Source organism: Copranaerobaculum intestinale, from assembly GCF_009831105.1.
Lineage (GTDB): Bacteria > Bacillota_I > Bacilli_A > Erysipelotrichales > Erysipelotrichaceae > Copranaerobaculum > Copranaerobaculum intestinale.
Map to the genome: position 1 here is coordinate 324,310 of NZ_WUUQ01000001.1, position 14,402 is coordinate 338,711.

The 14,402-nt window shown below is 38.2% G+C and carries 12 protein-coding genes; 7 read left to right on the top strand and 5 right to left on the bottom strand.

Features of this window, described 5'->3' with window-relative positions; translation table 11 throughout:
• Nucleotides 1–3 precede the first annotated feature (3 nt).
• The 5 genes from gyrB to dnaA form a co-directional block, all read right to left on the bottom strand.
• A complete protein-coding gene (gyrB, locus tag GSF08_RS01605; protein ID WP_160624126.1) occupies nucleotides 4–1,944 on the bottom strand; it encodes a DNA topoisomerase (ATP-hydrolyzing) subunit B in 1,941 nt (646 codons plus the stop codon).
• Entirely contained in the window at nucleotides 1,931–3,049 is a 1,119-nt protein-coding gene (recF, locus tag GSF08_RS01610) for a DNA replication/repair protein RecF (protein WP_160624127.1), read from the bottom strand. The genes gyrB and recF overlap by 14 nt, the downstream gene beginning before the upstream one ends.
• Nucleotides 3,046–3,252: a S4 domain-containing protein YaaA gene (gene yaaA / locus GSF08_RS01615; protein WP_430641171.1), complete on the bottom strand. Its 207-nt coding sequence runs from the start codon at nucleotides 3,250–3,252 to the stop codon at nucleotides 3,046–3,048. Before yaaA ends, recF begins: the two co-directional genes overlap by 4 nt.
• Nucleotides 3,253–3,462: 210 nt before the next feature.
• Nucleotides 3,463–4,581 carry a DNA polymerase III subunit beta gene (gene dnaN / locus GSF08_RS01620; protein WP_160624128.1) on the bottom strand — a complete coding sequence of 373 codons (1,119 nt, stop codon included), beginning with the start codon at nucleotides 4,579–4,581 and terminating at the stop codon, nucleotides 3,463–3,465.
• A 145-nt stretch (nucleotides 4,582–4,726) separates the two neighbouring features.
• On the bottom strand, nucleotides 4,727–6,076 hold the full coding sequence (gene dnaA / locus GSF08_RS01625; protein WP_160624129.1) for a chromosomal replication initiator protein DnaA: 1,350 nt from the start codon (nucleotides 6,074–6,076) through the stop codon (nucleotides 4,727–4,729).
• Between the two features lie 702 nt (nucleotides 6,077–6,778).
• Between dnaA and rpmH the strand changes: the two genes are divergently transcribed.
• The 7 genes from rpmH to mfd all read left to right on the top strand — a co-directional run bounded on the left by rpmH (nucleotide 6,779) and on the right by mfd (nucleotide 14,244).
• The gene (gene rpmH / locus GSF08_RS01630) at nucleotides 6,779–6,913 is read left to right on the top strand and encodes a 50S ribosomal protein L34 (RefSeq protein ID WP_008977969.1); all 135 of its coding nucleotides are present in this window, start codon (nucleotides 6,779–6,781) and stop codon (nucleotides 6,911–6,913) included.
• A gap of 88 nt (nucleotides 6,914–7,001) precedes the next feature.
• A complete protein-coding gene (rnpA, locus tag GSF08_RS01635) occupies nucleotides 7,002–7,334 on the top strand; it encodes a ribonuclease P protein component (protein ID WP_160624130.1) in 333 nt (110 codons plus the stop codon).
• A gap of 24 nt (nucleotides 7,335–7,358) precedes the next feature.
• Nucleotides 7,359–8,255, top strand: a complete 897-nt coding sequence (locus GSF08_RS01640; protein ID WP_160624131.1) for a YidC/Oxa1 family membrane protein insertase — start codon at nucleotides 7,359–7,361, stop codon at nucleotides 8,253–8,255.
• A gap of 15 nt (nucleotides 8,256–8,270) precedes the next feature.
• The gene (locus tag GSF08_RS01645; protein WP_160624132.1) at nucleotides 8,271–8,891 is read left to right on the top strand and encodes a Jag family protein; all 621 of its coding nucleotides are present in this window, start codon (nucleotides 8,271–8,273) and stop codon (nucleotides 8,889–8,891) included.
• Between the two features lie 137 nt (nucleotides 8,892–9,028).
• Nucleotides 9,029–10,159, top strand: coding sequence for a DUF6709 family protein (locus GSF08_RS01650; RefSeq protein WP_160624133.1), 1,131 nt, complete (start codon nucleotides 9,029–9,031; stop codon nucleotides 10,157–10,159).
• Nucleotides 10,160–10,248: 89 nt separating this feature from the next.
• Complete coding sequence (pth, locus tag GSF08_RS01655) at nucleotides 10,249–10,809, top strand: aminoacyl-tRNA hydrolase (protein WP_160624134.1); 561 nt, start codon at nucleotides 10,249–10,251, stop codon at nucleotides 10,807–10,809.
• Between the two features lie 3 nt (nucleotides 10,810–10,812).
• Nucleotides 10,813–14,244, top strand: coding sequence for a transcription-repair coupling factor (gene mfd / locus GSF08_RS01660; RefSeq protein WP_160624135.1), 3,432 nt, complete (start codon nucleotides 10,813–10,815; stop codon nucleotides 14,242–14,244).
• Nucleotides 14,245–14,402 lie beyond the last annotated feature (158 nt).

A 14,402-nucleotide genomic window follows, 5' to 3' on the forward strand; every position in this document is an offset into this window, starting at 1 on the left:
TAATTAAATATCCAAGTTTTTAACATACATTGCGTGTTCCTGAATGAAATTACGACGAGGCTCTACTTCATCGCCCATCAGCATTTCAAATACGTTATCTGCATCCATAGCATCCTGAATTTCGACTTTTTTCAAAATACGGTATTCCGGATCCATGGTTGTTTCCCATAGCTGTTCCGCATTCATCTCTCCAAGACCTTTATAGCGCTGAATTTTTACATTTTCACCCAATTCATGCATAACCCGGTCTTTTTCTGAATCCTTGTATACATATTCAATATGATTACCCTTCTGCAGCTTAAACAGTGGCGGCTGAGCAATATATACGTATCCGCCTTCGATAATTGGCCGCAGATAACGATAGAAGAATGTCAGCAGCAGCGTACAAATATGCGCACCATCAACGTCGGCATCGGTCATGATGATGATTTTATGATAACGAAGCTTTGTCACATCCATTTCATCACCGATTCCGCACCCGAATGCAGTTATCATGGAACGTATTTCATTATTTTCAAAGATACGGTGCAGACGTGCCTTTTCAACATTCAAAATTTTACCGCGCAGCGGCAATATCGCCTGATATTTACTATTTCGACCCTGCTTTGCGCTTCCGCCGGCGGAATCACCCTCGACAATGTAAATTTCACATTCGCTGGCATCTTTCGATGAACAATCAGCCAATTTTCCAGGCAGTGAAGAAATTTCCAATGCGCTTTTGCGGCGCGTCAGCTCACGTGCCTTTTTTGCGGCCATTCTGGCCTTACTGGCGAGGATCGCTTTATCAACGATTATCTTAGCTGTATCGGGATTTTCCATAAAGAAACGTTCCAGCTGATCACCCAGAATACTGGATACGATTCTGCGGCATTCACTGTTTCCTAATTTGGTTTTGGTTTGTCCTTCATATTGAGGATCCGGATGCTTGATGGATATGATCGCGGTCAATCCTTCACGCACATCATCTCCGGCGAGTGATTCTTCCTTTTTAATGAAATTGTTGTCTTTGGCATAGTTATTTATAACGCGGGTTAAGGCTAATCGGAATCCATCTTCATGCGTTCCTCCCTCCTGCGTATTGATATTGTTACAGAATGAATAAATATTAGGAATATATCCATCATTGTATTGGAGTGCAATTTCCGTTAAAATACCGTCCTCAATTCCTTCTACATAGACAACATCCTCATGCAGAACATCCTTATTTTTATTCAAATATTCTACATACTCTTTGATGCCGCCTTCATATTTATAAACCACTTCACGAACTTCTTCTCCGCGCTCATCACGGAATACAAGCTTAATATCACGGTTCAAAAAAGCCAGCTGACGAATTCTGGAATTCAATACGTCATAATTGTACTCGGTGGTTTCCTGAAATATTTCAGGATCAGCCGCAAAGCGTACGATCGATCCATGCTTATCAGTTTCACCCACAACCTTCAGTGGTTCTACCGCATGTCCGCCGTTTTCAAATTTCAGATAATAAATTTTTCCATCTTGATGGACAAATACCTCCAACCATTTAGAAAGAGCGTTTACAACACTGGCGCCAACACCGTGCAGACCACCGGATACTTTATAGGCACCGCCGCCGAACTTTCCGCCGGCATGCAAAATTGTAAAAATAGTCTCTACTGCAGAAATACCGGTCTTTTCATGAATACCTACCGGCATACCGCGTCCGTTATCTTCTACCCGGACAATGTTATCTTTTTCCAGCACAACCGTAATATCAGTAGCGTAACCGGCCAAGGCTTCATCGATACCATTATCGACAATTTCCCAAACCAGATGATGCAGACCTCTTTCCGATGTACTTCCGATATACATGCCCGGACGTTTTCGGACTGCTTCCAAGCCTTCCAATACTTGAATATCATCGGCTGTATAAGAATGTTCAACTTTCCTTTCCAGTTGTTCAATCTCTTTACTTTGATCCATAATTTTCAGCTCCTTTTTTGACAGTTCCATGTTCGACATACCAATCCGTTATTTTTTTTCCGCATTCTTCCGGAATGGAATAGCGATCAGTTGCCGTAATAAATATCTGAACTTCTGAAGGCAGCACCTCCAGAAGTTTTTTTCTCCTATATTCATCCAATTCTGAGAACACATCATCCAGCAGCAGAATCGGATATTCTCCGGTAACTTCTTTATTCATAAATACAATACCGAGTTTCAATGCCAGAAGCGCACTGCGCTTTTGACCTTGTGACGCATAAACTGACATCTCTTTACCATTGATAGTAAATATCACATCATCCTTATGAAAACCGATCATAGTCTGTTTCATCATACAGTCACGCGTCCAGTTCTTTTCATATTTCTTCCGCAGCGACTGTTTTACAGCATTTTCATCTTCCTCATAGGGAACAGCAGATACATATGTATAAGCAAGATCGCTGAGATCCTGTGAGATATCTTCATAAAAATTCTTTCCGCAACTCATCAATTCATCGAGAAATTTTTTTCGCTGTTTCATAATCAGAACCTGCAAATCAAGAAACTGATCATCAATCACTTTCACATATTCCTGATTTATCGATTCCAGCTTCAGCGCCGCGTTACGTTCCTTCAGAAGCCGATTGGCTTTCGTTAATGCATTCATATATGTCTTACTCATTTTACTGAGCTCCATATCGATAAATCGTCTGCGGACGCGCGGAGCTGCCTGAAACAGCGTCAAATCATCCGGACAGAACATTACGGCATTACAAGTACCTACAAAATCAGAAACTTTTCGTATCGGACTTTTATAAATAAAGAGATTTTTTCCTTCTTTACTGACATGGATTCTAAGCTCGATGCTTCGATTACCTTTTTCCAAAGTTCCGTTAATTAAAAAGAAATCACGACTTTCTTTGATTAATTCCGCATCATCATTCACCCGATGAGAACGTGTTGTTGACAAATATAAAATAGCTTCCAACAGATTGGTTTTCCCCTGAGCATTTCGGCCGGTAATATATTGAATCCCCTGATCAAACATCAGCGTCTGATCTTCATAGTTGCGAAATTGGCGAATCCGCATTTTTTTTAAAATCATACGATTGTTATATGCTTTTCGTTTATGATGATTTCATCATTTTTATACAGCTTTCGGCCACGGCGATTTTCCGGTTCTCCATTTACTTGAATCGGAAGTGTTTTCACAGCTATTTTTGCTTCTCCGCCGGACTGAATAACATCCGCCAGCTTCAATAACTGACCTAACGTAATATAATCTGTATGTATCTGTATTTTCATCATAAAACCTCTTTCGCGTACCTTATATATTATATCATAAATAGTACTGTTTTTGTTGATTTTAACGATGCTTTTCCATAAAATTTTCATACCTTTTACGACATATTTTTCATGCATAAATAATTTATAAAAATCAAACAATATAGGTCAATCAAAAATAAAAAAAATCCGCTGACAAATATATCAACAGATTTTGAAATACACATTTATTTTTTACGCGTATGTCCGTACCGGCAATACCAGCTGCAAAACCGAGTCATCGTCTACAGACTGGATAATGAACGGCTTCATTTCACCACATAGGCTAAATTTCACCAACTGACCGTTCAAAGCCTTGATTGCATCAAAGACATACTTACCGTTACAGCTGATTTCCAAATGTCCGCCCTTATAGCTTGCGCTGTTTAAGATTTCAGTGGAAGAACCGACTTCAATCGCACGGGAAGATAACACACACTCCGTTTCATCCATAGTGAGTTTAATAACCGATACACCATCATTTTTAATAAATGATGCACGATCGATCGCGCCTAACAGATCATGAGTATCCATTGTCATTTCATAATCAAAAGACAATGGAATCAACCGGGATGTTTCAGGATATACACCGTCGATCAAACGTGTCTGAATCAGTGTATCCTCAATTATAAACTGTGCTTTTTTATCATCCACGGCAACCTGAACTTCAATTCCGTCAGTAAGGGTTTTATTAACCTCAGCAAGACTTTTAGCAGGAATCGTGATATTAAAATTTAACGAACTTTCCATTTCAATCATTTTTTTTGCTAAACGGTAGCTGTCGGTAGCCACACATTCCAGTTTCGTACCATCTGCTTTAAAATTGACACCGGTCAGAACTGGCCGTGTTTCCTTATCGCTTGTTGCAAAAGAAGTTTGATTGATAATTTGAGTCAATACATCCGATTTCATCGTAAAAACATCATTTGGACGATTAAAATCAATTGTTGGATATTCTGAAGCTTTCATACCATTGATTTTGAATTCAGCATTTTGACCGCTGATTTTTGTTAATGAACCATCAATGATCTCTACTTCAATATCATCTGAGTTGATCTTTCTTACAATTTCAAGTATATATTTTGCCTCCAGAACGATGGAACCTTTATCTCTCACATCAAGGGATACTTCTTCACTTTTTTTCACCAAGGTTTGAATAGACATATCAGAATCACTTCCGGTCAATGTCAGAACATTGTCACCTGCTTCTATTTTAATGCCGCTGAATGCCGGTAATGGTGAATAAGTAGAAATAGCTCTTGAAACAACTGTTAATGCATTTAGAAAATCTTTTTTCGATACTTTAAAATACATGAATGTTCTCCCTTCTAGATATATATTTTTTATATATAACAACAATAAGCATGTGGAAAATGTGGAAAACTTGAAATAAACTGTATTTCAACCTTTATTTTAACAAAATTCGATGGGGAATAAAAGTGTGAAAGTGTTGAAAACTTTAGTGGATACCTAGTTTATTTTCGATTTTAATAACCGCCTGTTGGAAGCTTTCTTTCTCTTTCAGCATCTTAACCATTTTTTCATATGAAGACATAATTGTCGAATGGTCGCGATTTCCAAATTCAAAACCGATTTTTGCGAATGGCATTTCTAAATGCTTTCGGCATAAATAGACGGCAATATGACGTGCATTGGCAATATTGGCAGTGCGTGATTTACTTTCAATTTGATGTTTGGTCAGCCCATAGAAATCACAGACAGCTTTTTTTATTTTAGCAGGGGTTATGTTTTCACTTTTTGAAAAGGACGGATCTTCTTTGAATATTTCTTTTGCGAATTCTAAATTGATCGTTTCCGGATTGTAGAGTATTGCTTTAAAAAATAATTCATTCAGAGTTCCTTCTAATTTCCGTACATCGCTGGAAAAGCGGGTTGCTATGTAATCCAATACGGCATCCTCAATAATGATATCGTCTTGACGTCCTTCCAATTTTTTACGTAAAATTGCTTTTGCGGTTTCAAATTCCGGAGATCCGATGGTAATTGATAAACCGCTGGAGAATCGTGAAATCAGACGATTTTCTATGCCTTTTAGTTCAGCAGGGTGCATATCGCTGGTAATGACAATCTGTTTATTATCAGAAACCAGCTTATTGTATAAATTAAAGAAAATTTCCTGTGAAGCACTCTGCGTCAGGCGCTGAATATCATCAATCAGCAGATAATCTACTTTGCTGATTCTTTCCTTTACGTCTTCCACCGTTTTATTTTTCATGGCGTCGATCAACAATGTAACAAAATCTTCACTGTATATATAGAGAACTTGTTTATCTGGTTGATTTTCCAGTACATAATTACCGATGGCGTGCAGAAGATGAGTTTTACCGAGTCCGGAATTGCCATAGATGAAAAGCGGATTGTAATTACCGGGATAATAGCAGCAGTTCAGAGCTGCGGCCTGCGCATCCCGATTGCTTTTACCGATGATGAAATTATCAAAATTGTATTGCTTTTTAATTTTATTCTCAAATAATTCATCATTTCTTCGTTTCACCACACTGTTAGGTGTTAGATTATCCACCTCTGCTTTAAGAAATATTTGACACTGCATGTCTTTTTCCAAAACAGAACTCAGCCGTGACTGAATCATTAATATATTTTCAAGCATAATCTGTTTATTAATTTTATAAGGAACTACAATGATTGCAAATTCTTCATCAATATCGTACAGAGAAGAATCTTTGATCCATGTATTAAAAATCGCATTGTCAAAATCATGATTTGTTTGAATCAAATCTAAAGTATCCTGCCATATTTTTTTTAAATTTTGATTCGTGTATTCTGCCATAATCATCCCTCATTTATACTTGTTAATTTTACTATAAAAGTGGATAATTTACTATGACTATATAAAAAAGAATGAGTTTTCCACCAAAAATATAGAATATCCTTGATAAATAGGTTTTTTATGTAGTTTTCCACAATATTCCACTGGGAAAAGTTGTTGAAAAGTAATTGTTTATAACTTTAATTGTGGAAAATGGGGATTATCTTCGGTATAACAGTTGTAAACTCCACGATATGAATATTAAAAAAATATAATAAACAAAGGATTTTAATAACTTTTCCACCTTTTCAACACATGGTGGAAAACTATGCTATTCAAAGTGTTAATAATTTGTTGATAAGTGAATTTATTGTTACTTTTTATCAAAAATTAACTTAAAACTGAGTTTTTCCACAAAATTAAATAAAAGATTCTTAAAACTGTTGAAAACTTCTTTTTTATCCACATATTTTTAGTTATTTTACGTAAATTTTTCTAATTTCAAAACCTTTCTGTCATAATTGCTTATTTTTCTTCATAAATGAAATGGTTACCTTATAAAAAGAGTCTTCATTTTGATATCGAAAAAAAGGATCCAAAAAAAGAATATTTTTAGTTTCATAAGATACGTTATTTTATTGACTTTATAAATGTTTTTATGTATAATCTAAAAGCAATGCTCAATTTATAGAAAGTTTAACAATAGAATTGGAGGTGGCTCCTATGAAGAGAACATATCAACCGAGCAAAAGAAAACACCAAAAAACTCATGGATTCAGGGCCCGTATGGCTACTGTAGGAGGACGTAAAGTATTAGCGCGTCGTCGCAGCAAAGGTAGAAAAGTGTTATCAGCTTAAAAATCACCTCCGAGGTGATTTTTTTGTAATTCAGGGAATGTTTGAAGGTAAATATTTAGTTAGTATATAAGGAAAGGGAGGAATGTTCATGAAAAAAGAGTATCGAATTAAAGACAGCCAGGAATTTTTGTCGATTATTCAATATAAAAAATTTTATCATACACCATCCTTCACTCTTTATGTAAAACCGCGGAAATTGGATCATATGCGAGTCGGTATATCGGCAGGAAAGAAACTGGGCAACGCGGTTGTCCGCAACAAAGTAAAGCGGCAGCTGAGAATGATGATAATGGAAACTTGTACATTCAAAGAAAATTTTGACATAATTATCCTCGTTCGCCCCCATTTTCTTGAAGAAAAATACAATACTAATAAAAAACTCTTGGAAAGCGTAGTTAAAAAAGTTAAAATAGATAGGTAAGCTATCTTAGCGAGGAGAATAAGAATGAAAAGATTTTTTAAAGACAAAAAAAAGCTGCTGTTTCTCAGTGTCTTTATGCTGATTACGCTGGCAGCGTGTTCACAACCTCGAGGTGCCAATGGTGATATCTTAAAAGATCAGATTATTTATCTGAATACACCGTTTTGGGACACGGTGACAAACGGAAGTTGGTTTGATATTATCGTATGGCCGATTTCTCAGATGATCAACTTTGTTGGTAAATATACCGATGCTGGTATTGCCATCATCGTCGTTACTTTATTTATTCAACTGATCACATCCGCTTTTTCAATCAAATCACAAGTAGCGTCTCAAAAAATGCAGATGCTTCAGCCGGAACTGAATCGTATCCAAGCAAAATATGCAGGTAAGACAGATGATCGTTCTCGGATGATGCAGGCACAGGAAATGCAGGCTATTTACAGTAAAAACAAAATCAATCCATTTGGTTCCATTCTGGTTATGTTTATCCAGTTTCCGATCATTCTGGGTATGTATCAAGCGGTCATGCGCGCCTATACGGTTATTTCCGGTGATTTCATGGGCATTCATTTGGATACAACGGTTATCTCCGGTATCCGCGACAGTCAGTGGGCATATCTGTTGATTTTCTTGCTGATGATTATCGCGCAGTTCCTATCAATGAAATTCCCACAGTGGATGCAGAAGCATCATAAGAAAAAAGCAAACGTAAAAGAAAAGAAGTATGCACAGCCGGAACAGAAAGGTTCTGGCATGATGCAGTCGATGAATATGATGATGTACATGAGTTTGGCAATGATTTCTGTATTTGCCCTCTCTTGGCCTCTAGGTATGTCATTCTACTGGCTGATTTCATCTATCGCCCGTGTTCTGCAGACTTTGATTATCGATAAATTCTTTATTAAAGGAAACGTATAGCAGAAGGAGGCAGTTATGGAAATTTACACTGGTAAAAATCTGGAAGAATTACTGCAGGAAGCAGCTCGCAGAAAAAATACTTCTGTAGAGAATTTAACTTACAATGTTATTGAAGAAAAAAAAGGTTTTCTTGGTTTAGGCGGAGAAGTTAGTGCTACTGTTTATTGTGAACAGGATATTCAAAATTTTATCAAAGAATATCTGCAAACCTATTTTGAAAACATTGAAATGGAAGTAACGGTTGAAGTAATCAATGATGACGGTTTTTACCGCGTTACTCTGAATGCTGAAAACAATGCAATTCTGATTGGACGCAATGGACAGACACTTCAGTCACTGAATAGTATTCTGAAATCTGCCGCATCCAGCGAATTTAAAAAAAGAATTGGTCTGCTGATTGATATCAACGGATATAAAGAAGAAAAATATCATAAGATTTGCGCATTGGCAGGAAGGGTTGCGAAAACGGTACAGCGCACTAAGACGGACGCGCTGCTTGATCCGATGCCGGCAGATGAACGCAAGGCAATTCATAATTATCTGACGAATATGAGGTATGTATCCACGGTCAGTGAGGGTGAAGGAAATCAGCGGCGTATAAAGATTGTATACAATCCTGGAAAGGAAGATAATTAAGCAGAAGCAATTCTGCTTTTTTTTCATGCCTTACTTGTATTATTAATGGTTTATGTTAAAATTTTATTGATTTCCTAAGATGAAAGGATTTTGATATGAGTTTATTTTATCGCGAATGTAAAAAGAGATCGAGGCAGATGACAGAATTAATTCTGATCGGCTTGATCATGATTCTTTATGTGATTGGAAGCAGCTGGGGGACAAAAATAATAAATTACCAGAGCGGTCCGGCAGCACTTGATGAAATATATCCGCAATTGCTGAAAGACAAGCCAAAAGATTCCTTTGATATCCATGATCCGCATAATCAATATTTAGAGATTCAGGCAAATGATCAGTCGATGATACCGCTGCGTCAAATTCAAAAATCAAAGTATATGTATTACTTATATCATTCCGGACATAAGCAACCGATTTTGATTGGATTTGATAAAAAATTAGATGCAGAATTAATGATGAAGCTTCAAAATCATCAGTCGATCGTCCTGCGAGGCGGTTTTGATGAATTAGATAAACGTGAACAAATCATCGCAGATGATATGTCTGAAGAGGCTTATACCAAATTAATTTTTCGTAATGGATATATAGGGAACAGTAAAAAAATCGAAATAACCGTATCCATTTACAGTACAATTCTCCTGATTATTTTGATCATCATTGTGATTTTGCTGGAAGTCAGCGGTATTTACCAACACAAAATAAAAAAACAGCTTCAGGCACTGCGAGAAGACCAGCGTCAGGCAATTGATGAGGATTTCCGCGAGCGCCTGCGCAAAAACCGTCTGGGGTTCGGCGATCAGTTTCTCTATGTATCAAAAAACTGGCAATATGAAATCTATCCGTTTGAGGATATTACCCTGCTTCATTACCACGTATACCGCTATGGTGATTTTAATCGCTATTCACTGGTTGCCTGGGATACGTCTAAACACCATGTAACCTTATCCAATACGCTGACAAAGGAAAAACTTCATCGTTATATTCAATTGATCTATGAGCGCAATCCGGAAATTACAGTTGAAAATACAACAGCGCGTAAAAATATGCAGCTATATTATTTTGATAATCTGGTACAGGAAATGCGCGATCGGCAAGAAATAAGCAAACAGCTTTCGGAAGCGAAACAGGATGAAAGCTTGATTCGAACCCATTATCATCGCCGTACACCGATCAAACGACGGATCATAGAGGGACCGATTTATCGCAAGCGTAAATCTTCTCATGTGATTCATATCCGAAAAACACCTATTTTACGATCTGAAAGATAAAGTTATTCATGCTTTATCTTTTTTATTTATGCTGGCTTTCATGATACTTTGGGGTATAATAGATAGGCAAGAATGTAGTGAGGTGGATCATGAAATTGATAGTAGGATTAGGAAACCCCGGAAAACAATATGAAAAAACCAGACATAATACTGGTTTTATGGTTATGGATGAATTGGCTTCATCCCTTCATTGTCCCATCGATCAAAAAAAATTCAAAGCTTTGATTGGTCAAACAATGGTACAGGGAGAAAAGATACTTCTGATGAAACCGCAGACATATATGAATTTGTCCGGGGAAGCTGTATATGAAGCAATGAAATTTTATCAGCTTACAGCGGATGATATTCTTGTTATCTATGATGATCTTGATCTTCCGGTTGGCAAGCTGCGGCTTCGCGAACAAGGAAGTGCCGGCGGTCAAAATGGCATTAAAAATATTATCGCTCATCTGCATACCCAAGATTTTAAGCGTATTCGTGTTGGCATCGGCAATGATAAGCTGATGCTGACAGCAGACTATGTATTAGGTAAAATTCCTAAGAGTGACCGCGAGCTTCATCAGGACGCAGTAAAACGAGCTGCTCAAGCCGCAGAAGCAAGCATTATAAAACCCTTTTCGGATGTGATGGGTTTGTATAACAGGAAGTAGATCATGAATACGATACTTCGTGAATGTGCGGCCAATCCGGCAGTTTCCAGTTTAATTCGGAACGAGGATCATCTTGGCAACGTTCAGCCGATGGAAGAAGCGCTTTTGCTTAGTACAGCCTTTGTGCAGACAAAGCGTTCTATGGTAATTGTTAAGAATACTTTATATTCAGCGCAGCAGCTCTATCAGCGTCTTTTATCGCTGCTGGATGATCATGTTCTATTGTTTGCGGCTGAGGATTCACTAAGAGTGGAAGCAATCGCGGCTTCTCCGGAAATGAAGGCAAATCAATTAGAAACCATGTCACAGTTGCTGGAGGAGCAAGCATGTATTTTAGTTACGCACATCGGAGCACTGCTGCGTTATTTGCCCAAACCGGAGGTTTTTCAGTCCTGTGCCCTTCATATAAAGACTGGGGATGAATATGGATTTGAAAAGCTAAAGGCGCAGCTCTTTCAGGCAGGATATCGGCGGGTATCCCGAATTGATCAGCCCTTGTGCTATGCAAGCCGCGGCGGGATCGTTGATGTGTACTCCATCAATCATGAACATCCGCTGCGTATTGAATTTTTCGATAATGAGATAGATAGCATACGATATTTTGATATCAGCACACAGCGAACGATTGAAACTATACAAAATGCATGGATCATCCCGGCTACGGATTTTCTGTTAGATAATGAAGAACTCAGAGAAATGGCGGAACAGACACAGATGAAGCTCAGCCAGTTGACTTTAAAACAGAAAGCTTCAAACCAACTGGAAAACTATATCAATGACGACTTAGATGCAATTACCAATCATCAGACAGATGGACACCTTTACCCATATTTTTCGCTGCTGTCCAAACACTACACCATTTTGGATTATACCAAACAACCGCAAATCATTTTTTCCAGCCTGGAAGAATTGAAAACTTCTTACAAACATATCCAAGAAGAAACAATCTCTTATGTTCAGGAGCTTGTCAATGAACAAAAAATGCTTCCGCTTTATCAGCTGTTTGCGGATTTGGATCGTATTACAGCCCCTTATCATCCGATGAATATCGGACTTTTTGTTCAGGGAGTAAAAGCAGTAAGTTCGCAGATTACAAGTATTTCACAGCCCAATTTAGGATTTGATAAAATCATGGAGAATATCCTGCTGGAAGCAAAAAATATGCGTCTATTATTTACTTTAAATCATCATGAGCTGCCGCAGGTGAAGCAATATTTGAATGAGCATAATTATGAATGGACGATGCTTTCTCAAGAGGATAGTATTCCAAAGGGGATCTCATTGCTTGAAAAAGAACTTCCGGAAGGCTTTATCATGAATCGGGAGAATTTAATGGTATGTACCGCAAAAGAAATTTTTCAGGTGAGACCGCGGCTGGCCCGCTATCAGAACAAATTTAAAGAAGCAGAAGTGCTCCATAATTTTCAGGAGCTTGACCCGGGTGATTATGTTGTGCATAACGAACACGGTATCGGTAAATATCTTGGTATTGTCAATCGGGAAATCGACAATGTACATAAGGACTTTTTAAAGATTGCTTACAAAGGCAATGATGTCTTATTTGTACCGCTGGAGCAATTTCAGCTGATTCGTAAATTTGTTTCAAAGGAAGGAGCTGTCCCAAAATTAAATAAAATTGGAAGCGGCGATTGGGAACGTACAAAGTCAAAAATCCGTGAAAATATCGCGGAGCTTGCACAGCGGCTTGTACATTTATATGCAAATAGAGAAGAGCATATCGGTCATGCATTCAGTAAGGATACAGTCTTTCAGAAACAGTTTGAAGATGATTTTGAATATGAATTAACGGATGATCAGCGCCGGGCGATCGCGGAAATCAAGGCCGATATGGAGCTTGATAAACCGATGGATCGGCTGTTGTGCGGAGATGTGGGTTTCGGTAAAACGGAAGTAGCGATCCGTGCCGCATTCAAGGCCGTCTTGGATAATAAGCAGGTCGCCTTTTTGTGTCCGACAACGATTCTGTCACTTCAGCACTATCAGACCTTCCTGCATCGTTTTCAGAACTATCCTGTGAAAATCGCAGTATTGAATCGATTTGTTACTCCTTCTGATCAAAGAAAGATCATTTCTGATTTAAAAAAAGGAAACGTGGATATTCTGATCGGTACCCATCGGCTGTTGTCCAAGGATGTTGTATTCAAGGATCTGGGTTTTCTGGTAATTGATGAGGAACAGCGCTTCGGTGTTGAGCATAAAGAAAAAATCAAGGAATTAAAGCACAGTGTAGATGTGCTTTCGCTCTCCGCGACTCCGATTCCCCGAACGCTTCAAATGTCACTCATCGGTATCCGCGCCTTATCGCAGCTGGATACACCGCCATTAAACCGCATGCCGGTACAAACGTATGTCATCGAAAAAAATTTTCAAGTTATCAAAGAAATTATCCAGCGTGAATTATCTCGGAACGGACAAGTATTCTATCTTTTCAACAATGTGAAAGAAATTTATCAGACAGCCCGGCGTATTCAAAACATGCTTCCGGATGTGGCAATCGGAGTTGCTCACGGACAGATGAGCCGCGACGATATCGAGGATGTTATGATGCGGTTTACGAATAATGAGTATCATGTTTTGGTATGTACGACAATTATTGAAACCGGCATTGACATTCCCAATGCCAATACGATTCTTATTGAGAATGCCGACCGATTTGGCCTATCACAGCTGTATCAGATCAAGGGTCGGGTTGGCCGAAGTGATCGTCTGGCTTATGCTTATCTGATGTATTCTCCGCAGAAACAGCTGTCAGAGATAGCAATGAAGCGCTTGAAATCGATCAAAGAGTTTACACAGCTTGGCAGCGGTTATAAAATTGCGATGCGAGATCTGACGATCCGCGGTGCCGGTGATATGTTAGGACCGCAGCAGGCAGGTTTCATTGATACTATTGGTATTGATATGTATATCGAAATGCTGAACGAAGCCATTCGTGAAGAAAAAGGACTTCCTAAAGCGGAAATCAGAGAGCTCAAAAAGACAAATGCAAAACTAGATGCATATATCCCTGAACAATTCGCGCCAGAGGACTATGAAAAGTTAACGCTGTATCAGCGCATGGAAAAGATTACGACCAAACAGGAGCTGCTGAGCATGATGGATGAAATTGCCGATAATTACGGTAAACTTCCTAAAGCTGTGCAACTGCTGTTTGAGAAGAAGCGTCTGGATATTCTTGTTAATGAGGAGCATGTGGAAGCTTTCCGGGAAACTACTCAAGAAGTTATCATTACATTTGATGAATCCTGGAGCAGCCATGTGGATGGGATAAAGTTATTTGAACGCATGACCACAATCTCCAAAGATATAAAAATTCGCTATACCAATCAGAAGATAACTGTCCGTCTGCCCAAGTATAAAGATTGGCTGAAAACGGTTATTGAAATTTTGGAACATACAAAAACTCCTTCATAAAAAGGATAAAAAAGAAAAAGGCATGGGTATCCGGTATCATGCCTTTTTTTGATCGTTAATAATCATGATGAACAGTTCATCCTTGATTCAGCAGCTTTTTTACATAAAAGAAAAAGAATCCCGCTAATAGATAAAAGTCTTTATTGTCTATTTTAACC

Bases quoted from the DNA above. Each gene is read 5' to 3' on its own strand.
- gyrB (WP_160624126.1), bottom strand. From the start codon at position 1,944: ATGGATCAAAGTAAAGAGATTGAACAACTGGAAAGGAAAGTTGAACAT.
- recF (WP_160624127.1), bottom strand. From the start codon at position 3,049: ATGATTTTAAAAAAAATGCGGATTCGCCAATTTCGCAACTATGAAGAT.
- yaaA (WP_430641171.1), bottom strand. From the start codon at position 3,252: ATGATGAAAATACAGATACATACAGATTATATTACGTTAGGTCAGTTA.
- dnaN (WP_160624128.1), bottom strand. From the start codon at position 4,581: ATGTATTTTAAAGTATCGAAAAAAGATTTTCTAAATGCATTAACAGTT.
- dnaA (WP_160624129.1), bottom strand. From the start codon at position 6,076: ATGGCAGAATACACGAATCAAAATTTAAAAAAAATATGGCAGGATACT.
- rpmH (WP_008977969.1), top strand. From the start codon at position 6,779: ATGAAGAGAACATATCAACCGAGCAAAAGAAAACACCAAAAAACTCAT.
- rnpA (WP_160624130.1), top strand. From the start codon at position 7,002: ATGAAAAAAGAGTATCGAATTAAAGACAGCCAGGAATTTTTGTCGATT.
- GSF08_RS01640 (WP_160624131.1), top strand. From the start codon at position 7,359: ATGAAAAGATTTTTTAAAGACAAAAAAAAGCTGCTGTTTCTCAGTGTC.
- GSF08_RS01645 (WP_160624132.1), top strand. From the start codon at position 8,271: ATGGAAATTTACACTGGTAAAAATCTGGAAGAATTACTGCAGGAAGCA.
- GSF08_RS01650 (WP_160624133.1), top strand. From the start codon at position 9,029: ATGACAGAATTAATTCTGATCGGCTTGATCATGATTCTTTATGTGATT.
- pth (WP_160624134.1), top strand. From the start codon at position 10,249: ATGAAATTGATAGTAGGATTAGGAAACCCCGGAAAACAATATGAAAAA.
- mfd (WP_160624135.1), top strand. From the start codon at position 10,813: ATGAATACGATACTTCGTGAATGTGCGGCCAATCCGGCAGTTTCCAGT.